21 protein-coding genes and 2 riboswitches are annotated in these 21,456 nt (G+C 41.2%); of the genes, 1 reads left to right on the forward strand and 20 read right to left on the reverse strand.

The annotated features are described in order from the left end of the window. Positions 1-131: 131 nt before the first annotated feature. From AC0VYO_RS17455 to AC0VYO_RS17515, 13 genes are all read right to left on the reverse strand, one after another. Complete coding sequence (locus tag AC0VYO_RS17455; RefSeq protein WP_475367896.1) at positions 132-1,709, reverse strand: Na+/H+ antiporter NhaC family protein; 1,578 nt, start codon at positions 1,707-1,709, stop codon at positions 132-134. A 150-nt stretch (positions 1,710-1,859) separates the two neighbouring features. After that, positions 1,860-2,040, reverse strand: a riboswitch (Lysine riboswitch). Between the two features lie 157 nt (positions 2,041-2,197). Next, on the reverse strand, positions 2,198-2,968 hold the full coding sequence (gene yunB / locus AC0VYO_RS17460) for a sporulation protein YunB (protein ID WP_194218987.1): 771 nt from the start codon (positions 2,966-2,968) through the stop codon (positions 2,198-2,200). A gap of 137 nt (positions 2,969-3,105) precedes the next feature. Then, positions 3,106-3,399: a YunC family protein gene (locus AC0VYO_RS17465; RefSeq protein WP_430246990.1), complete on the reverse strand. Its 294-nt coding sequence runs from the start codon at positions 3,397-3,399 to the stop codon at positions 3,106-3,108. Between the two features lie 93 nt (positions 3,400-3,492). Next, positions 3,493-4,881 (reverse strand): bifunctional metallophosphatase/5'-nucleotidase, encoded by a 1,389-nt coding sequence (locus AC0VYO_RS17470; protein ID WP_475367897.1) that lies wholly within the window; start codon positions 4,879-4,881, stop codon positions 3,493-3,495. A gap of 15 nt (positions 4,882-4,896) precedes the next feature. Further along, a complete protein-coding gene (locus AC0VYO_RS17475; RefSeq protein ID WP_430246987.1) occupies positions 4,897-5,718 on the reverse strand; it encodes a sulfite exporter TauE/SafE family protein in 822 nt (273 codons plus the stop codon). 11 nt (positions 5,719-5,729) lie between these two features. Then, positions 5,730-6,584, reverse strand: coding sequence for a DUF72 domain-containing protein (locus AC0VYO_RS17480; protein ID WP_194218984.1), 855 nt, complete (start codon positions 6,582-6,584; stop codon positions 5,730-5,732). Between the two features lie 168 nt (positions 6,585-6,752). Continuing rightward, the gene (gene sufB, locus AC0VYO_RS17485; protein ID WP_194218983.1) at positions 6,753-8,150 is read right to left on the reverse strand and encodes a Fe-S cluster assembly protein SufB; all 1,398 of its coding nucleotides are present in this window, start codon (positions 8,148-8,150) and stop codon (positions 6,753-6,755) included. A gap of 101 nt (positions 8,151-8,251) precedes the next feature. Next, on the reverse strand, positions 8,252-8,695 hold the full coding sequence (gene sufU, locus AC0VYO_RS17490) for a Fe-S cluster assembly sulfur transfer protein SufU (protein ID WP_430246986.1): 444 nt from the start codon (positions 8,693-8,695) through the stop codon (positions 8,252-8,254). Beyond that, positions 8,685-9,905 (reverse strand): cysteine desulfurase, encoded by a 1,221-nt coding sequence (locus AC0VYO_RS17495; RefSeq protein ID WP_430246989.1) that lies wholly within the window; start codon positions 9,903-9,905, stop codon positions 8,685-8,687. Before AC0VYO_RS17495 ends, sufU begins: the two co-directional genes overlap by 11 nt. 3 nt (positions 9,906-9,908) lie before the next feature. After that, entirely contained in the window at positions 9,909-11,216 is a 1,308-nt protein-coding gene (sufD, locus tag AC0VYO_RS17500) for a Fe-S cluster assembly protein SufD (protein ID WP_430246985.1), read from the reverse strand. Between the two features lie 18 nt (positions 11,217-11,234). After that, positions 11,235-12,020 (reverse strand): Fe-S cluster assembly ATPase SufC, encoded by a 786-nt coding sequence (sufC, locus tag AC0VYO_RS17505; RefSeq protein WP_430246984.1) that lies wholly within the window; start codon positions 12,018-12,020, stop codon positions 11,235-11,237. Positions 12,021-12,365: 345 nt separating this feature from the next. Beyond that, positions 12,366-12,542, reverse strand: coding sequence for a YuzK family famiily protein (locus AC0VYO_RS17510; protein ID WP_475365733.1), 177 nt, complete (start codon positions 12,540-12,542; stop codon positions 12,366-12,368). Between the two features lie 228 nt (positions 12,543-12,770). Further along, positions 12,771-13,073: a carboxymuconolactone decarboxylase family protein gene (locus AC0VYO_RS17515; RefSeq protein WP_194219604.1), complete on the reverse strand. Its 303-nt coding sequence runs from the start codon at positions 13,071-13,073 to the stop codon at positions 12,771-12,773. 251 nt (positions 13,074-13,324) lie between these two features. Between AC0VYO_RS17515 and AC0VYO_RS17520 the strand changes: the two genes are divergently transcribed. Next, positions 13,325-14,275 carry an L-lactate dehydrogenase gene (locus AC0VYO_RS17520; protein WP_430246983.1) on the forward strand — a complete coding sequence of 317 codons (951 nt, stop codon included), beginning with the start codon at positions 13,325-13,327 and terminating at the stop codon, positions 14,273-14,275. A 53-nt stretch (positions 14,276-14,328) separates the two neighbouring features. Here the strand turns inward: AC0VYO_RS17520 and AC0VYO_RS17525 are convergent, their stop codons facing one another. From AC0VYO_RS17525 to leuB, 7 genes are all read right to left on the reverse strand, one after another. Next, positions 14,329-15,168, reverse strand: coding sequence for a MetQ/NlpA family ABC transporter substrate-binding protein (locus AC0VYO_RS17525; protein ID WP_475367898.1), 840 nt, complete (start codon positions 15,166-15,168; stop codon positions 14,329-14,331). A 23-nt stretch (positions 15,169-15,191) separates the two neighbouring features. Then, complete coding sequence (locus AC0VYO_RS17530; RefSeq protein ID WP_430246981.1) at positions 15,192-15,860, reverse strand: methionine ABC transporter permease; 669 nt, start codon at positions 15,858-15,860, stop codon at positions 15,192-15,194. Then, the gene (locus AC0VYO_RS17535; protein WP_475365734.1) at positions 15,853-16,875 is read right to left on the reverse strand and encodes a methionine ABC transporter ATP-binding protein; all 1,023 of its coding nucleotides are present in this window, start codon (positions 16,873-16,875) and stop codon (positions 15,853-15,855) included. The genes AC0VYO_RS17530 and AC0VYO_RS17535 overlap by 8 nt, the downstream gene beginning before the upstream one ends. Before the next feature lie 179 nt (positions 16,876-17,054). Next, a riboswitch (SAM riboswitch) is annotated at positions 17,055-17,164 on the reverse strand. Positions 17,165-17,296: 132 nt separating this feature from the next. Continuing rightward, a complete protein-coding gene (gene ilvA, locus AC0VYO_RS17540) occupies positions 17,297-18,307 on the reverse strand; it encodes a threonine ammonia-lyase (RefSeq protein WP_475367899.1) in 1,011 nt (336 codons plus the stop codon). Further along, on the reverse strand, positions 18,304-18,894 hold the full coding sequence (leuD, locus tag AC0VYO_RS17545; protein WP_194219601.1) for a 3-isopropylmalate dehydratase small subunit: 591 nt from the start codon (positions 18,892-18,894) through the stop codon (positions 18,304-18,306). The genes ilvA and leuD overlap by 4 nt, the downstream gene beginning before the upstream one ends. A 15-nt stretch (positions 18,895-18,909) precedes the next feature. After that, positions 18,910-20,316 (reverse strand): 3-isopropylmalate dehydratase large subunit, encoded by a 1,407-nt coding sequence (gene leuC, locus AC0VYO_RS17550; RefSeq protein ID WP_475365736.1) that lies wholly within the window; start codon positions 20,314-20,316, stop codon positions 18,910-18,912. 27 nt (positions 20,317-20,343) lie between these two features. Next, the gene (gene leuB, locus AC0VYO_RS17555; RefSeq protein ID WP_475365737.1) at positions 20,344-21,450 is read right to left on the reverse strand and encodes a 3-isopropylmalate dehydrogenase; all 1,107 of its coding nucleotides are present in this window, start codon (positions 21,448-21,450) and stop codon (positions 20,344-20,346) included. Positions 21,451-21,456: the final 6 nt, after the last annotated feature.

Consider the following 21,456-nt stretch of genomic DNA (forward strand, 5'->3'; position numbering starts at 1 on the left):
ATATCTAGTACGTATGTCCTTGTCAAAACAATCTTTTTACATTTTTCGTATGAATCGTTCAATTTTCTATATAAATCTCTCTATTTTTGTGAAAATACATAAAAAAACAGGAGGAATATCCTCCTGTTTGATTAATGATTTGCCATTTCAACTGGTCTGTTGGCATATTTTCCTTTTAGCATGAAAATTAATAATCCGAATAGAATCGCTGTTGCCACAAGACCAAGAATGGAACTACCAGTAAAGCCAAGAACCAGATATCCTAGTAACGAAATACCTGCAACGAGCAATGCATAAGGCAACTGTGTCATCACATGATCGATATGGTGACTACCCGCGCCTGTTGAAGAAAGAATTGTTGTATCCGAAATTGGTGAGCAGTGATCTCCAAATACAGCTCCTGCAAGAACAGCGGCAAGTACAGGAAGCATGTAGGTAGGATCCGTAGCAGCAGCAATCTCTCCTGCGATCGGAAGCATAATGCCAAATGTTCCCCACGAAGTTCCCGTTGCAAACGCCATAACACCTGCAAGTAGGAACAAAATAGCTGGTAAGAAGCCAATCACAATGTGGTCATTAACAAGTCCTGCAAGATACTTACCAGTCCCTAGTGAGCCGATAATTTCAATCAATGTCCATGCAAAGAAAAGAATGTATACGGCTGGAAGCATTGATTTAATGCCTTCCCAAATTCCTTTTCCAAGAACCGCTCCACCCATTCGTTTTGGAAAGAAGAAGAGGAGAGAAGTTATAAGTCCAATGATTCCACCATAAAGGAGAGAAGCAGCAACGTCTGTATTTTCAAAGACAGACAAAGCTGTCACGGCTGTATCCGTTCCGCTAACAGCCTGAATTCCTGTGATGACCATAAACGTCACAGTACCAGCAATTAGCATAATAATAGGCCATGCAAGATCAGCTACTTTCCCCTTCTCACTTTCAGGTAGTCCTGATGTTTGACCAGGTACGGCACCTTGATTCGGATCAAGCACTTCTCCTGTTTTCTGTGCACGGTCTTCATGTACTCTCATTGCCTTAAGATTAATGTCAAAATAACTAACAAAGAACACCATCGCAAGTGCAAAGAGAGCATACAAATTCATTGGAATCATTCTTATAAAAGCTTCTAACGCGCCAACACCTGTAATGCTATGCGTTGCTAATACACCACCAATTAACGCGATGATATAAGCGCCCCAGCTTGAAATAGGTGAAATAATACACATTGGTGCTGCAGTTGAATCAATGATATAGGCAAGCTTTGCCCTTGAAACATTGTGCCTGTCCGTAATCGGTCTACTTACGTTCCCAACTGCGAGCGAATTAAAGTAATCATCAATAAAAATAATAATACCAAATACCGCTGTGACAATCTGTGCGCCTACTCTTGTTTTCACGCGTTTCATGGCCCACTCGCCAAATGCGCGACTTCCACCTGATATCGAAATAAAGGCCGTCATCATCCCTAATAAAAGCAGGAAGAAAATAATGTACATGTTCCAAGTATTTAAACCACCGCTCTCGGAATCAATGAAGATCCCTTTTACGATTGTATAAATTTCTTCTAATGAATTTGGTACACTCCAATTGTTGATCATTAGCGCACCAAGAATAATGCCTACTCCTAAAGAAGGAAGCACTTTTCTAGTCACCACTACCATTAGCAAAGCTACGAGTGGTGGAATAATGGATAGAACTGAATTCTCCATGAATATCCTCCTAATAAATGATTGGTCATCATAACCGGAATGGACGCCTATCCCTCAGCCTTCTCGTCGTGTTTGAACGCAAAAAAGCGAGCAATGATAGGATTGGTCCTATCATTGCTCGCTTCACCGAGTCAATGTTAAGTGTCCACCCCGATCAGTAGTTCTCCATTACAAGTTAGACTCATAATGACAGTTCGACACTTCTTCAATGTCGCCCCAACACAAATAATGTGACCGTTATTTATGCTTCGGCAGATCTCCCTTTCGATGCTGATCATTGGTGTCATTCTCCCAACACGTACTCATGAGGATCTGCTCCTCTACCTCATCGTATAAGATAAGGAACAATATTAAGTTCAGTTTTAAAGTATACCTTACTTTCGTTGTTTGTGCAATTGTAGATTATTCCAGAGATATTTCTATTAGAAGGGAACCATTTTTTTAGCTATCGACATTGAACATTGAAGCTGGTTAATGGCCTCCTTTTCTTAATCTGGCTTCGGCAAAACGATCGATGGATTTCCACCATTTCCATTATCACCATTATAATAATAAGGAACGTCTCCCTGAATAAATAAATCTCCAATTTTTACAGAGTTCGAAACTTCAGTATTCTTTGTAGAGAAAGGAATAATTACGTTCATCTCAACTTTAATATTGATATACACTTCAAGATACGTGTTGTTAATTCCCGTTTCTTTCACCTTTGTATCAATATTAGAGACCACATCTCCAATCATTTCAAACCGTACTGGAATCCTCGGCCCAAAATTTGAAAGAAGAACATTATTTGTAGCCATCCCTAAAGGTATGGAGTATACGATTCCTTGTTGATTTTCGGTACCTTCGTAATCGATATCTATATCATTCTTAAAGGTTTCCAGCTTATCTAAATCACCAGCTTCAACATAATCTAAGTAAGTTTGAACTCGTTCTGTGGCCTCTGAGATCAATCGATTATAAACTTGCGAGTTAAAGCTATAACTTGGTACTTTTTCGGAATCATTACCATGAACGATAATTAAATTCTCAACGTCAATACCGTCTGCGATCTTCTTTGAAATGGCATCATTTATTGCTTGCGCAGCAACTTGACGTGTTTTTGTTTCAGCAATACTGATTAAGCTTGGTTCAATTCCTTTATTAACAATCCATAATCCTTGAACAGTAGTAAAGATAAAAATAATAAAGGAGATGACAAAAACATATCGAAAGGGAAGCGGTCCCTTTCTAAAGAATTTTCTACGAGTTCGAAACAACATGAACCCTCCCTTCTCTTCTTCATGTATATGCCATGGAGAAGAGAAGTATGGACAATTTCCTAGAAAGAGCCAAAATCAAGCTATTAAATGTTTCATAATCGAAAAGAAAGCCGTAGCAAGTGCTACGGCTTTCTTCACATCATCTTAAGCATCGCGTCTCTACCCTTAGTTCCAATCGTAATGCCTCGCGCTTCTGCTTCAAGCGTAACAGATTCGAGCGGTGCATCAAGCAGTTGTTCAATAGACCGTACACCAACAGCTCTTCCTGCGATAATCTTTCGGTCACTTAACTTTTCATTAAGTAAGGCTACATCGAGTGCGCCGCACATGATATACCCATTGTCATTCATGACCGCTAGAAAATTCGTTTTCGGAAGCTGCATACTGACAGCTGTAAAAGGATGACCGTCAATCATGATTGGTGACATAGTGATCACGTCATTCCCGCCTCCTGACCTGAATGAATATCACTATATCTATATGAGACAAAGAGCATGTTTGACAATCAAACACTGAAAGTTTTAATGTCTATTTTCTAAACGCCATGCAAGGAGATCTCGAAGCATTTCAGGTAAAAAGTATTTCTTTTTAGCATGCTTCATTTGAGGATAGAATTTCCCAAATGTGAACATATCAGCCGTGGCAACGGCATATTCTTCATCAGAAACAAGCTTATTTCCGTTGTGAAAAACATCTGTTACATGATAGAGGCCGTCGTCCATTTTGACAGAGGTAACCTCAAGCCCATCGAATGCCATGATCCCCATTACCTCTCCTCGGAAACCGAGACCTTTAAAACTTAAATTCACTATTTCATCTGACATAGAATAAGAAATGATTTCTCGTAACTCGCTTCCTTTTAGCACCACTTTGCAAGGATTAACAGGATGAGGGCAAATGCGATGAAGGTCTTCTCTTGATACATTTCCTTCTGGTAACCCATCAAGCAACATACCAGCGTTAATCATGCCAATATCCGCTCCACACCACTCTCTAAGAGCGGCAGCTAACTCATCAGCTAGAACCGAGCGTTGAAACCATTCAGATTCAAGAGGCTGTTCAAGACGACAGACGACCTCTTCAAGCATCTTATGTGCATCAATACTTAGTTGTTGAATCATGGCCTTCGCTTCCTCGTCTTCTTTACGATTCCGGACGGTTATCGCATATGCTTCCTTCTCATTCACTTTCTTTGTTTCCATATCAAAACAAATCGAAACTTCTCCAACGTAATTCCCGTTTTTACCAGACTGAGTAATAAGCGTATCCTCTACAAGCATGCCATGCTTCAGCACATGATGCGTATGGGCTCCAATAATAACATCAAGCCCATTCATTTCCCTTGCTAGCTGTTCATCATTACCTAAGCCCATATGTGACATCAATACGACAACATCTGATTGACTGCGTACTTCATCAATGAGGGACTGTAAGAAATGGAATGGAGAATCAATCTGCCATCCAAGTAGTGAGTAGAATTGTTCATAAGGGATGGTAACACCTATAATTCCTACTTTAATGCCATTTAACTCATGGATCTTGTAAGGTACAGCCCAGGAAGGCCTTGTACCATCTTGATGATAGAGGTTGGCGACAATCACCTCGAACTTAGCGTCTGAATAAAGCTCTTCTAGTTCTTTTTTTGAAAACGTAATACCCTCATTGTTCCCGATAGTGGCATAATCATATTCCAGCTCATTTAGTAACTGAACGTTACCTTTGCCGACAGTTCCTTCTGTCATTGGATGCACCTTATCAGAGTGATCTCCTAAATCAAGAAGGAGATAAGGTGTCCCTTGAAGCTCATGCATTCGCTTCTTCTCTTTCAAATATGAAGAGACTTTTGACCAATTTGCGAAATGACTGTGAAGATCGTTTGTATAATAAAATTGTAATGTTCTAGAAGTCAAGACACTCTTCCTTTCTTATCCCATCGTTCCCTGCCAGATTAATCGGACACCTACAATAATTAACATCCATCGTAAAATAACAACCACTGATTTGTCCGAAAGTTTCTGATTAATAAATGAACCGCATTTTGCTCCAATCCATGCACCTGGAATGAGACCGATTAGTAAAAACCACTGAATGTTACCAAGTGCTAAATGCGTCAGGGTACCCGTTATACTTGAAAGAAAAATCATAAACATGGAGGTTGCAACAGCAACCGATGTTGGAAAACCAAATAGTAGAATCATGGCAGGAACCATAAGTGAGCCGCCACCAATTCCGAATAGACCTGAAATGACCCCAACGATAAATGAAACAATAACAGCTGCTACGGCAGAAAAGTTATAGTTCATCTCTGTCCCATTCGGATCCGTATACGTTCGTTCAAATTGACCATTTAGTTTCATAGGGCGTAAACGGTTCCTTACCATTAATAATATGGAAACAAGCACCATAAATACCCCAAAATAAATGGAAAAATAATCAACCTGAATAAATTTATTTAGCCACGCCCCTAGAATAGCCCCTGGTCCACTTCCTAGAAAAAAAAGCGCTCCGCTTTTATAATCAACGCTTTTCTTTTTCATGTAAGCAAGTGTAGAGGAAAGACCGATCACGACGAGGACAACGATCGAGCTACCTACAATTTTCTGAGGCGTTAAATCAGAAAGCCAGTTCGTATATTGATCGATAATGAGAAGAACAGGAACGATAATAATGCCTCCCCCAAGACCGACAAGGCTTCCAATCGTACCTGCTAATAGACCAATGATAAATAATAAGAACCACGTCACCATAGGTATACTCCTTATAAATCAAAGAGATCAAGTTGCTTCGGATTTAAATTCGTGTACTCAATATCGAGCATTTGAATCATTTCCTTAGCATTATTAGCAGCATGACCTCCTGAATTATTATTAAATAAAATAAATACATTTTTACATTGTCGTTCTAATTCTAATATTTGTTCCTTCCATTGTAAGAGTTCTTCTTGATTATAATCATATAAATACCGAACTTCCCTCCAGTTATGGCGATTACCTGGATTCGTCCATCCATTTGTATTTCGACCATGTAACCTGACAAGGACCTGATCCTGGTTTAGGGTTTCCATCACTAAAGGAACCGATCCCTCGCCAGCTTGTGGCTCATCGCAAATCGTATGGATAAAACCCTGTTCCTCTAGAAATGAGAGCGTCTTATCACGAAAAGCTTCATGATACCAGGACTGATGTCGAAATTCTACCGCACATGGAATATCTCCCATCCGCTGTTTACAGTCCCTCAAGATGTTAACATTATCTTTATTCACATCAAACCAGGGAGGAAATTGAAAAAGCACCATCGCAAGCTTTCCTGCATTTCGCAGGGGACGAACCGATTCCTTGAAAGCTTGAAACATTTCATCTCTTGTTTCAAAGGGAATATCCCCACGTTGATGGCCAGTCATACCCTGGTAAGCCTTAACGACAAACCGAAACCCTTCTGGTGTCTCATCTACCCATTTCTGAAAATTACGTTCTGGTTGCACAGCATAGAAGGACGAATCAACTTCAACAGTAGGAAAGTGCGAACCATATATCGAAAGTTTTTCATTGCTTTTTACACCTGGTGGGTAAAGATCATCATGGTCTCCCCACCCTGTTACGCCTATGTAAATCATGCAATTCTTCCTCTCATCTCGATTCTCTTTCTCTATTCTCATATCATTACCCGAAAATAGCAAGTGAAAATCCCTCATACTATTTTGAAATAACAATTAGGATTTAGCCCTTTACACTTTCACATATAAAAAACGAACCGGAAGATCCGGTTCGTTTAAAATGGAAGCTTAACCGATTGAACCTTCCATCTCAAATTTAATGAGACGGTTCATTTCAACCGCATATTCCATAGGAAGTTCTTTCGTAAATGGCTCGATGAAGCCCATTACGATCATTTCAGTTGCTTCTTCTTCAGATACGCCACGGCTCATCAGATAGAAGAGCTGCTCTTCAGAAACCTTCGATACTTTCGCTTCGTGTTCAAGTGAAATGTTATCGTTTAGGATTTCATTGTAAGGAATTGTATCAGAAGTAGACTCGTTATCCATGATAAGCGTATCACACTCAACGTTTGAGCGAGCACCTTCCGCTTTACGGCCAAAGTGAACGATACCACGATATGTTACTTTACCGCCTTGTTTTGAAATAGATTTCGAAACAATTGTCGAAGAAGTGTTAGGTGCTAAATGAATCATCTTAGCGCCAGCATCCTGGTGCTGTCCTTTACCAGCAAGAGCGATGGAAAGCGTCATACCACGAGCGCCTTCACCCTTTAAGATAACAGCTGGATACTTCATTGTAAGTTTGGAACCAATGTTACCATCGATCCATTCCATCGTAGCATTTTCTTCCGCAACTGCACGCTTCGTAACAAGGTTAAACACGTTGTTAGCCCAGTTCTGAATCGTCGTATAACGGCAGTATGCATCCTTCTTAACAATGATCTCAACTACAGCACTGTGTAGAGAGTTAGTTGTATAAACCGGTGCAGTACAACCTTCAACGTAATGTACAGAAGAACCTTCATCAGCGATGATAAGCGTACGCTCGAACTGACCCATGTTCTCAGAGTTAATTCGGAAGTATGCTTGTAGAGGCGTATCGACTTTCACACCTTTAGGAACGTAGATGAATGAACCACCTGACCATACAGCAGAGTTAAGAGCTGAGAACTTGTTATCCGTTGGAGGAATTGTTTTCGCAAAATACTCTTTAAAAAGATCTTCGTTCTCTTTAAGTGCAGTATCTGTATCTTTAAACACAATCCCCATGTTCTCAAGGTCTTCTTGCATGTTATGGTAAACTACTTCAGATTCGTACTGTGCAGAAACACCCGCAAGGTATTTTTGCTCAGCTTCAGGGATACCTAATTTATCAAATGTCGCTTTGATTTCTTCTGGTACTTCATCCCATGATCTTTCAGACTTCTCGGAAGGCTTTACGTAGTACGTAATTTCATCAAAATCTAGATCAGCAAGGTTTCCGCCCCATTGAGGCATTGGCATGCTGTAGAAATGTTCAAGCGATTTCAAGCGGAAGTCAAGCATCCACTGTGGTTCATCCTTCATGCGAGAAATTTCTTTTACAATTTCAGGAGTTAATCCACGCTCTGAACGGAAGATCGAAACGTCTTTATCACTAAAACCATATTGGTATTCGCCAACTTCAGGCATTTTTTTAGCCATTTTATTTCCCTCCTTGACATTACACATGTCAGTGTTTGGCTGATGTTCTCTTTCCATCATTCTAGTATGAAAAAGAAGCGGTGACAACACCTGGAAGCGGGTTAAGCTTCATCCTGTTCCTTGAAACCCTTCTCCATTGCCTTCCAGGAGAGTGTTGCACATTTAATACGAGCAGGAAACTTCGAAACGCCTTGAAGTGCTTCAATGTCGCCTAGATCGAAATCTTCTTCTTCATATTCTTTCCCCTGCATCATATCAGAGAAAATACCGGATAGCTTCAAGGCCTGATCAACTTCAAGTCCTTTAACTGACTGTGTCATCATCGACGCTGATGCCAGGCTTATAGAGCAACCTTCTCCAATAAACTTCGCATCCGAAATCTTCCCATCATCTACTTTCAGCTGAAGCTGAATTGTATCTCCACATGTAGGGTTATTCATGTTTATTTTAAGGGCGCCTTCTTCAAGCTCCCCTTTATTTCTTGGATTTTTATAATGATCCATAATGACCTGTCGATACAACTGGTCTAGATTATTAAAAGACATTACCGAAAAACTCCTTTGCTTTTCGTAATCCGGCTACAAACGTATCCACGTCTTCTTCAGTATTGTATAAATAGAAGCTAGCACGCGCAGTAGCCGATACCTCTAGCCACTTCATTAGTGGCTGAGCACAATGGTGTCCAGCGCGGACAGCGATGCCTTCTGTGTCAAGTACGGTTGCCACATCATGTGGGTGAACGTCATCACTATTAAAAGTGACAACCCCAGCACGTTTTTCAGGTCCGTAAATGGATACGCCTTCGATAGTTGATAACTGCTGCATAGCATATTTAGCAAGATGAGTTTCATGCTGTTGGATGTTGTCCATGCCAATTTCATTTAAGAAATCAATCGCAGCTCCAAGACCAACCGCACCTGCAATGATTGGTGTGCCCCCTTCAAATTTCCAAGGGAGCTCTTTCCATGTCGAATCATACAGACCAACAAAATCGATCATTTCTCCACCGAATTCAAATGGCTCCATGTTTTCAAGGAGCTTTTTCTTCCCGTAGAGGACGCCTATCCCAGTAGGTCCGCACATTTTATGTCCAGAAAATGCAAAGAAATCGCAGTCAAGATCCTGAACATCAATCTTCATATGAGGGGTGCTTTGAGCCCCATCAACAACCATAACAGCGCCATTTCGGTGCGCAATCGCGGCAATTTCTTTAATCGGGTTAATTGTCCCAAGCACATTCGAAACTTGCATAACAGAAACAATTTTTGTGTTTGCTGTTACCGTTTTCTCAACGTCTTCCAGCGCAATTGTTCCGTCTGGTTGAAGAGGAATATATTTTAGAGTGGCTCCAGTTGCTTTTACAACCTGTTGCCATGGAATAATGTTGCTGTGATGCTCCATCGGTGTGATGACAACTTCATCACCTTCTTGAAGATTTGCACGTCCATAGCTTGAAGCGACCATATTAAGGGCTGTGGTTGTTCCGCGAGTAAAGATCACTTCTTCTGTTGAAGAAGCATGAATAAATTCACGAACCTTTTCACGTGCGCCTTCATAGGCATCTGTCGCATGTGTTCCAAGCGTATGAACACCACGGTGAACGTTTGAGTTAATTTCCTTGTAGTAACGCTCTACTGCGTCAATTACTTGAGTAGGTTTCTGAGACGTTGCTGCACTATCAAGGTAAACAAGAGGTTTCCCATTTACCTCTTGATGTAAAATGGGAAACTGCTTGCGAATGTCCTGGACATTCATCATTTAATTAACTTTCCCTTCAGTTACCTCAACCGCACGTTTACGAACACCTTCGATCGGAAGTTCGTTAATAACTGGAGCGAGGAAACCGTGGATGATCAAACGTTCAGCCTCTTGACGGGAAATCCCGCGACTTTGCAAATAATAAAGCTGAATTGGATCAACTTTACCAACAGATGCAGCGTGGCCTGCCATAACATCATCTTCGTCAATAAGAAGGATCGGATTTGCATCCCCACGCGCTTTCTCATTCATCATTAGAACGCGCTGTGTTTGCTCACCGTTTGATTTCTTAGCACCGTGTTCAATCTTCGTAACACCGTTAAAGATGGCGCTAGCACTATCTTTTTGGACACCGTGCACAAGAAGAACACCCTCAGAGTTTTGACCGTGATGGAAAATCTGATTAGTGAAGTTCTGACTCTGGCTTCCACGACCGATTGTTACAGTCTTAGAATCAGCATAAGAACCATCACCAATAAGGTGCGTTGTATTTGTAGAAACCGTGTTGCCATCGTTCATTTGAGCAAGAGCCCAATCAACTTTACCGTCTCGTGCCACATTTGCACGGCGATTTACGTAAGTAGTGACACCTTTTGCAAGGTTATCAACAGAACCAAACGTAACGCGAGCATTCTGTCCTACATGAACTTCAGCAATAATGTTCGCAACGGATTCAACATCGTGACCATAAGATAAGAAGTTCTCAACATATGTCACAGAACTATTATCCTCTGCTACGATAATCACGTGGTTGAATATCCCAGCTTCAGGGTCTTCTTGCCAATTTAGTGCTTGGATTGGCACTTCAACTTCTACATTGCGAGGTACATACAAGAAAGTACCGCTATTAAGAAGTGCTGCATGAACGGCAGTTAAACGGTTCTCATCAACCTTCATAACGTCTTTCATGAAATACTTCTCAACTAGATCACCATGATTTTGAAGAGCTGTTTGAATATCTGTGAAAATCACACCTTGTTCTTTCAGCTCATTCGATAGCTGATTGAAAACAGGTGTAGAGTTACGGTGCACAAGAAGATTTCCTGACTGTTGATCTTTAGCAACAAGATCGCGCACATCTTCAGGAAGATCATCAAGTGATGAAATCGCTTCTCCAGCTACATCGTGTTTAAATGAAGTGAAATTCCACTTATCGATTTTTGTTTTATCAGGTCTTGGCATTGGAAGACTTTCTGACTTCTCTAAAGCCTTTAAACGAAGAGAGGCCATCCATTGCGGCTCCTGACGTTTTTCTGAATAAGATTTAATGTATTCTTGATCGAATGCAATTTTCGTATCCACTGACATTGTCATCCTCCTTACTGCTTACGCTTCTTGACCAACTGTTTCGTCTTTAATTCCAAGTTCTTCTTTAATCCACTCATAACCTTCTTCTTCAAGACGCTGTGCTAGTTCCGCACCGCCTGATTTCACAATGCGACCTTGCATCATAACGTGTACTTTATCAGGAGTAATGTAGTTCAATAGACGCTGATAGTGAGTAATGATCAAGCAACCGAAGCTCTCATTGCGCATAGCATTAACACCTTTAGAAACAACTTTAAGCGCATCGATATCTAGACCGGAGTCAATTTCATCCAGAACAGCGATTTTTGGTTCAAGCATCATAAGCTGAAGAATTTCGTTACGTTTCTTTTCACCACCAGAGAAACCTTCGTTAAGGTAACGCTGTGCAAATTCTTCACCCATATCAAGTTCAGCCATTTTACCGTCTAGCTTTTTGATGAATTTCATTAGAGAAATTTCATCGCCTTCTTCACGACGAGCATTAATTGCAGAACGAAGGAAATCAGCGTTTGTTACGCCACTTACTTCACTTGGATATTGCATTGCAAGGAAGAGTCCAGCTTTTGCACGCTCATCAACTTCCATTTCAAGTACATCTTCATTATCAAGGAAGACACTGCCTTCAGTGATTTCGTATTTCGGATGGCCCATAATTGCAGAAGCAAGGGTAGATTTCCCTGTACCGTTCGGCCCCATTACTGCGTGAATTTCTCCACCATTTATTTCAAGGTTCAATCCTTTGATAATCTCTTTTCCCTCAATGGAAACATGAAGATTCTCAATCTTTAGAGTTGATGCTGCCATTTGTGAATACCTCCAATAACGTTTATACTATTCCTTCCTTATTGTAGTACCTATAAGGTGTATGTCAAGGAATGTGTGCTGAGTCATTCTCAATCTATTTTCATTCTTATTTTATAACAAATCCAAACTAATATCAAGGAACGCAAGACTCATACTTTCTAGCGTTAGCCAAGGTATAGCTTGCTATTCAAATTGAGAATGAATCGTTTATATTTTCGTTGCATACCTTTCTAAGCCTACCATTTAATCACCAGAGCTACAACGAAATACACGTGATTATCTTCATACAAAAAAACCAGTCGTAAGACTGGTTTTTCGTATATCATAGTTATTTTGGATGCTGATTCATCTAGATAGTTTACGGTCGAATTCACTAACCATTTTGAGACTCCGACGGTGATCCAGCTCACGCTCTCGCTCGACTTGCATTCGCTTGTTGAAATTACGACTATACTCCGCATAGCCAACTCCGTGAGACTGGTACATCGCCTTTTCCATTTCAGGTGTGTGGTTTAACCGCATGGGGCTAATAATGAATCAATCCTTTCAATATCGTTTTACTTACAAAAATTACTTTACCACGTTACATTAGTAGCTACAAACAGCATTTTAAGGGCTGAGGGGGGTTCCGGAGTGGTGAAAGAAGTTCTGAATAGTTAAAAAACATCCATTCTTACTTTTCCTCCCATATCCACCCTATTTCAGTCCTTCGACACAATACACTATTTAAATAGTAGAAACACGAATTCATTAATGCTTCGGTTGGTTCAAATCTTTCATACATTCCTGTACGAGAGTAACGGCCTGGCTCATCGCTGCGCCACCACCAAATGCAGCTGTCACTCCTACCGTTTCAAGTATTTCTTGTTCAGAACATCCTTGATCAAGACAACCTTTCGTATGGTAGATAATGCAATATTCATCTTGTGAAAAAATAGATATACCGAGCGCAATCATTTGTTTCTCCTTTTGACTCACTTCCCCATCTTTAAAACACGCTTCAGTAAATGCCGAATACTTCTTAGCTAACTGCGGCATCTTCTCTGTAAACATTCCTAATCCTTCTTTATAATCATGTAGCGCCGCTTCTGCAAAGTTGTTAAATTCCTGTTCCTGTTTCAAGACACAGGCCTCCTTTATTCAATATCATCCGTACTAGTATGAGAATTGGGTAACAAAGCTATCCATCATTTTCTTTAAATTGTTTTTGGATGAGTGCGTTTACATGTGATGTATGTCACACTAATAAGTAAACGGATACGTTATGATGCTTATGAAGACAATATCTACTAGCAGAGGTGAAGATGATGTATGAAGGAAAAACAACGCGCGTAGCATTAATTGGCACTGGATTTGTAGGGACAAGCTATGCCTTCTCGTTATTGAATCAAGAACTAGTAAACGAACTTGTACTAATCGACGTAAATAAAGAAAAAGCCGAAGGGGAAGCAAGAGACTTAAATCACGGCCTTCCTTTTGGCGCTCCAATGAAAATTTGGGCTGGCGACTATCCCGATTGCAAAGGCGCAGATATTGTCGTGATCGCAGCGGGCGCAAATCAGGCACCAGGTGAAACACGCTTAGACCTTATTGATAAAAACACTGCGATCTTTAAAACAATCGTTTCAAGCGTTATGGAAAGTGGATTTGATGGTATTTTTATCGTTGCAACGAATCCTGTAGATGTGCTTACTTATGCGACTTGGAAGTTCTCAGGCTTGCCTAAAGAACGGGTTATCGGCTCAGGTACGATTCTCGATACGGCTCGATTCCGTTATTTACTGAGCGACTATTTTAATGTAGATTCTAGAAATGTACATGGCTATATTCTCGGGGAACATGGTGATACTGAACTTCCTGTCTGGAGTCATGCTACAATCGGTAGTCGACCAATCATGTCTCTTATTAAAGATAAACCAGAGGCTAAAGAAGATCTTGATGCGCTTTTCGTCAATGTTCGCGATGCGGCTTATCATATCATTAATCGTAAGGGAGCAACATACTACGGTATCGCAATGGGCCTCGTACGGTTAACAAGAGCAATTATTCGAAATGAAAACTCTATTCTTACCATCTCTACGTTACTTGAAGGCGAATATGGTTTAGATGATTTGTATATTGGCGTACCCGCGATTGTAAATAACAACGGCATTCGTGAAATTATTGAACTTGACCTTGATCAAACCGAGCTAGACCAATTGCACCATTCTGCAAAAACGTTAAAAGAAGCGATGAAGCCAGTTTTCCAACATTAAAATAATTAAAAAAAGGTCCTCCGTCGTTTTGGCGGAGAACCTTTTTTTCTTTCTTATTCGTCTACTGGTACAACAGCGCCATCGTATTCTTCTTCAATAAAACTCTGAATTTCATCAGAATGAAGAACTTCTACTAACGCCTTGATCGCTTCATTGTCTTCGTCACCTTTGTTTACTGTAATCACATTCACATATGGTGAGTCTGAATCTTCAAGTGCGATGGCATCTTCTTGAGGATTAAGCCCTGCATCAATCGCATAGTTTGTATTGATCATCACTGCATCACCTTCACCTTGCTGGTAAATCTGCGGAAGCAGTGAAGCCTCAACATCTGTTTTGAAATCAATATTCTTAGGGTTTTCAGCAATATCTTCAACCGTTGCATCTGAAGCCTTTACGCCTTCTTTTAATGTGATAAGACCCTGTGCTTCAAGTAATGAGAGCATACGTCCATGGTCAGAAACAGAGTTACTCATTATGATCTGAGCACCATCAGGAAGCTCATCTAAGCTCTTGTAATCCTGAGAGTAAACACCGATTGGCTCGATATGAATGCCTCCAGCATTCACGAAGTCATAATTATCGTTTTCTTCCATTTGCAAGTCCATATAAGGAATTGTTTGGAAATAGTTTGCATCTAATTCACCATTTGCAAGCGTCTTATTAGGTAGAATATAATCCTGGAATGTTTTAATTTCAAGCTCTATTCCTTTTTCCTCTAACATCGGCTTAGCTTCTTCAAGAATTTCAGCATGGGGGATGTTTGAGGCACCTACTACGATTTTCTTCGAATCTTCACTGTCACCAGAACCTTCGCTGCTTCCGCCATTATTCCCACACGCAGCAAGCACTGCAAGAGCAAGAACTACGATTAGCGATAAAAACTTTTTCATCATAATCTCTCCTTTTCTCCTCATTATCTTTTGTCTATTACTCGTGTTGCAATGTCTCCACAAACCTGAAGAATCGCAACAATTACTAATATCAATACTGTTGCAACAAGTGTCACATCAGGATTATTCCTTTGGAAACCTTCAAGATAAGCTAGGTTTCCGAGACCCCCTGCGCCTACAACACCAGCCATAGCGGTGTAGCTTACAAGAGCTATCGCCGTCACAGTAATCCCTGAAATAAGGGCTGGCATTGCTTCTGGTAGAAGCACTTTAAAAATAATCGAACCATTGGATGCTCCCATTGACTGAGAAGCTTCAATGACCCCTTTATCTACTTCACGTAAAGCAATTTCAACCATTCTCGCATAAAATGGCGCCGCTCCTGCAATAAGGGCTGGAAGGGCAGCATTAGCACCTAGCATCGTCCCTATAATGTAAACCGAAAGAGGGATCAGCAAGATAATCAAAATGATAAATGGTATGGAGCGAAATAAGTTCACGACTCCGGCAATAATACTATTCACAAATTTGTTTTCCCATATGTTCCCTCTACCTGTTAGAAACAACAATAAACCAAGGAGGATTCCGAGAATAAACGTTGCCAGAACCGAAATTGCCGTCATGTACGCTGTTTGTAGAGTGGCTTCCCACATAGATTCCCACCTGACGTTAGGAAATAACGATTCAGTCATTCGTAATCACCTCCGCTTTAACACCTTGGGCCTGCACATAATTCAAGGCCTTTTCTACCACAGCTGGTTCCCCTTTAAGGAACACAGAAAGTTTTCCATAAGGACCATCCTGTGTATGAGAAATCTTCCCTTGAATAATGTTGACTTCCACATCAAATTCACGAATCAACTCTGTCACAAGTGGTGAACCTGTTTTTCCTTTCACAAAAGTAAACTGAACAAGTTCTCCATCCTGACTCGTTGCCAGATGTGCAATCGATTCCTTCATTTCTTCAGGCTCGCTTAGCTGATTAACAAAGTCTTTCGTAATCTCTTCCTGCGGATGGTGGAAAACTTCAAGGACAGAACCATTCTCCACTACTCGTCCATTCTCCATAACGGCTACACGATGGCAAATTTTGCGTATGACGTGCATTTCATGCGTGATGAGGACAATCGTTAGGCCAAGTTTCTGATTAATTTCAGTCAGAAGTTCTAGAATGCTATCCGTCGTTTTAGGATCTAAAGCAGAAGTAGCTTCATCACAAAGCAAAACCTTTGGATTGTTAGCAAGTGCTCTCGCAATTCCCACTCGCTGCTTTTGTCCACCACTTAGCTGTGAAGGATAAGCTCCTTCCCTACCTTCGAGTCCAACAAGGTTAATTAATTCATCAACACGCTTCATTCTCTTTTCTTTCGGAACACCTGATATTTCAAGAGGAAAGGCGATGTTATCACGTACCGTTCTTGACCAGAGAATATTAAAATGCTGGAAAATCATACCGATTTCCTGTCTTGCTGCACGAAGATCTTTCCCATTAAGAGAAGATAGATTATTACCAGCCACTGTGACTGTCCCATCAGTAGGTCTCTCAAGAAGGTTAAGCATTCGAATTAGCGTACTTTTCCCAGCACCACTGTAGCCAATAACACCAAATATTTCGCCTTTTTTGACTTCAAGGTTAACATCCTTAACGGCTTCCACCTTCCCGGATTTCGAAAAGAAGGTCTTATTAATGCCTTTAAGCTCAATCACATGTCTCACATCCTTTATGCATTTGCATGATCAGCTACCTGAAAAAGGACTTCAGTCCCATGCCTTTGTTCTTTATTTCTGTGCACTTAGAAGCCTAATTCGCTTATCACTTTGTATAGTAAAGTAAAAAAATGCCCTTCTGCTTTGAGCAGAAAGGCATTTGATAAATCGATGTCTTCCTCTCATTTCTCAAAGCAGTCGCTTTGCAGGAATTGGCACCTTTTCAAACGAGTCGTTTGACGGTTGCCGGGCTTCATAGGGCCAGTCCCTCCACCTCTCTGAATAAGAGATATATAGTTGTAATTACTTTACTGTGGTTAAGTGCTAAATGAATTCTAGCATGGTACTTTATGAGTGTCAATTACTGAGCAAAAAGTCGGAATAATCTAAAATATATACTTTGAATCCCATTAGAAAACCATCAGCTTATTCGCCTGATGGTTTTCGCTCGTTGAGAAAGTTGTTTATAAAGGGATATTTTCGCAAGATCCGCATTCCCTCCACTAACAACAACACCAATTCTCTTACCTTCTAAACGATTTGACTTGCATAAGACAGCAGCTATCGATGCAGCACCCGCACCTTCTACAAGCGTTTTGTGTCTCTCAAGCATAAAGACAATCGCTGCAGCAATTTCTTCTTCTGACACGGTTAGCATATCATCAACAAGCTCTTCAATAATTGGAAAAGTTAATTTTCCAGCTTCTTTCACAGAAATACCGTCTGCAATCGATTTGACAGATTGAAGGACAAGAGGACCAGTACCTTTAAATCGATTCCATGTCGCAGATGCTTCAGAAGCCTGGACTCCGATGATTTTCACGTGAGGAAAGAACGACTTAATCGCCATCGCCATTCCAGCTAACAATCCTCCACCTCCAACAGGTACGAGAATCGTATCTAAGTCAGGACATTGTTGCATCATTTCGAGTGCAACCGTTCCCTGTCCTGCCATTACTTCAGGATCATCGAAAGCATGAACGAATGTGGCCCCTTTCTCAACACGCTCACGATCCGCTCCACTAAACGCTTCGTTATACGATTCTCCTTCAAGAACAACCTCTGCTCCATAAGATCGCGTCGCATCAATTTTGCTTGTCGGTGTATGGACGGGCATATAAATCTTAGCTTTAATTCCACGCTCTCTAGCAGAAAGCGCCACTCCCTGAGCATGGTTTCCAGCCGATGCAGCAACAATCCCTCGCGCTGCCTCAATATCCGTTAGCGACGCAACTTTGTTATAGGCACCTCGAAGTTTGAAGGAACCCGTTCGTTGAAGGTTTTCCATCTTCATGAAGACATCTTTATTTGTATAATCATTAAGCGTTGTCGACTGCTGAAGCGGGGTCCTGTGGACGGCTTCCAGCAAATTCTCCATTGCTTTTACGACATGAACGTTATATTTCTCCTGGTAATTCCCAACGTCATTCACTCTCCTACAAGTTGTTTTTCTTCATATAATTTAATTTTATCTTCGAGAGATAAAGTTCGAGACACTTCATCCCATCCATTTAACAGCATTTCTTTCCAATAAGGATCGATCTCGAACGACGCATTTAGTCCTTCTCCATCAATTACTTGCTGTTTACTTAGGTCTACGCTAAGTTCGTATCCATCCTTTGCTTTTTGAAAAAGCTCCGAGATCGTTTCTTGATCAAGAGCGATAGGAAGTATACCGTTTTTTACACAGTTGTTATAAAAGATATCAGCAAAGCTTGTCGCAATGACAATTCGAAACCCATAATCTAGAAGGGCCCATGGAGCATGTTCTCTTGATGAACCACACCCAAAGTTTTTACCCGACACTAGAATAGAAGCATGCTGGTATTGTTGTTCGTTCAAATTAAAATCTTCACGCGGTTGACCATCATCATCAAACCGCCAATTGTAAAAAAGAAACTGACCAAAGCCTTGCCGTTCAATTCTCTTTAAAAACTGCTTCGGAATAATTTGATCTGTATCTACGTTAACCTGCTCAAGGGGATAAACGATCCCTTTGTATTTATTAATCGGTTCCAGGACGTCTCACTCCTTTTACACTACAAGAGGTTTTATTTTTCTAGCGTCTGTAAATCGGCCTTCAATGGCAGCAGCTGCAGCCATAGCTGGGCTGACAAGATGTGTTCTAGCGCCATTCCCCTGACGCCCTTCAAAATTACGGTTAGATGTAGACGCGCAGCGCTCGCCTGGTGGAACAATGTCATCATTCATCGCAAGACACATGCTACATCCTGCTTCTCGCCACTCAAACCCAGCTTCTTTAAAGATCGTATCTAACCCTTCTGCTTCAGCTGCATCCTTCACTGATTTAGATCCAGGTACTACGAGAGCTGTCACACCTTCATGAACTTTTCGACCACGAACAATATCAGCAGCTGAGCGCAGATCACTTAATCGTGAATTCGTACACGATCCGATGAAAACATATTGAATATCTATATTCTGAATAGGCGTTCCCGGTTTAAGATCCATATAGGCAAGTGCTTGCTTAATTGCTTTTTGGTCACCTGGATCTGCATAATCCTCAGGGAAAGGAACGCGAGCATAAACAGAAGATCCCATTGAAGGGTTCGTCCCCCATGTTACTTGTGGCTCGATTTCGTCAGCTCCAATTTCGAGCACTTCATCATACGTTGCCCCTGGATCAGATGCGAGCTCTTTCCACTCAGCAACAGCTCGATCAAAATCTTCTGGAACATGTCTTTTTCCTTTTAAATAGGAAAAGGTAGTCTCATCTGGGCTAATAAGCCCTGCTTTTGCGCCAGCTTCAATTGACATGTTACAAACAGTCATACGTTCTTCCATTGTCATATTTCGAATCGCTTCGCCTGTGTACTCCACAACCGCGCCAGTACCTGCATTAACACCAAATTTAGCAATAACAGCAAGAATTAAATCTTTAGCGGTCACCCCAGAACCAAGGCGTCCGTTCACACGTATTTCAATTGTTTTGGGTCTTGATTGCCATAGCGTTTGAGTAGAAAGAACATGCTCTACTTCACTCGTTCCAATCCCAAAGGCAAGGGCACCAAACGCCCCATGTGTTGAGGTATGACTGTCACCACAAACGATCGTTTTTCCTGGCTGCGTTAAGCCCAGCTCAGGACCAATGACGTGAACAATCCCTTGATCTGGATGATTAATATCGGCGATTTCCACTCCAAATTCATGACAGTTCTCTTCAAGCTTCTCCATTTGAACTTTTGATACAGGGTCATTAATAATATGACGTGCAATGGTTGGAACGTTGTGGTCCATAGTAGCAAAGGTTAAATCTGGTCTTCTTACACTTCTATTATTCATCCGCAGACCCTCAAAGGCCTGCGGAGAAGTCACTTCATGAACAAGATGCAAGTCTATATATAGGAGATCCGGGCTACCTTCTTCTTCATGCACAACGTGTTTATCCCAAATCTTTTCAATAATCGTTTTCGGCTCCACACCCATCCTCCTCTTACCTGTTTGTCATTAAGCGTATGCTTCCATGATGCCTGCTGTAGCATCCGCTTCTTCTAATTGATAAATCACTTTCTTGATCATAGCGTCTGTCCCAAGAGCTTTCGGCGAGCCATTTGCAAGATCATTCGTATAATATCCGGCATCAAGTACTTCTTTCACAGCCTTTTCGATTGACTCCGCTTCTTCATTCATATCGAATGAATACTTCAGCATCATTGCACTTGATAAAATCATCGCCAGTGGATTCGCAAGATTTTTCCCTGCGATGTCTGGCGCTGAACCGTGTACTGGTTCATACATTCCAAAACCGTCGCTACGAAGACTTGCGGAAGGCAACATTCCAAGTGATCCTGTGATCATCGAGGCTTCATCGCTCAAAATATCTCCAAATAGATTCTCAGTTACAATAACATCAAAGTGAGCCGGGTTTTGAACCAGTTTCATTGCTGCCGCATCGACAAGCATATGCTCCACTTCTACTTCAGGATAATTCTTCGCTTTTTCTTCAACGATTTCTCTCCACATTCGGCTTGATTCTAGAACGTTCGCTTTATCTACGCTTGTTAATTTCTTGTTTCGCTTACTTGCAGCTTCAAATCCCTGATCCACAATACGTTCGATTTCTTCTCTTGTGTAACGAAGCGTATCAACAACTTCTTTCCCATTTTGACGACGCTCACTCGGAGTACCGAAGTACAAACCACCCGTTAATTCGCGAACAATTAACATATCCACACCTTTAATCCGATCCGGTTTAAGTGGAGATGCATCTAATAGACTTTCAAATGCCGTCACAGGACGAAGGTTCGCAAACAAGCCTAGTTCTTTTCGAATACCAAGAAGACCTCGTTCAGGACGAAGATGGCCAGGAAGAGTTTCCCACTTAGGACCACCGACAGCACCTAGTAGAACAGCATCGCTTTCCCTACAGATGCGCAGTGTTTCATCTGGTAGTGGCGAGCCATCCTCATCAATAGCAGCCCCTCCAATTCTTCCCTGTTGAAATTCAAACGTATGGCCAAATCGATCTGCCACGGCATTTAGAACTTTCATCGTTCCTTCCATTACTTCTTTACCAATTCCATCACCGGGTAATACCGCAACTTTTCTCTTCATCCTTCT

The sequence above is a fragment of the Anaerobacillus sp. 63XJN7_4_ISO-PGPR-S23-413 genome (genome assembly GCF_056173725.1).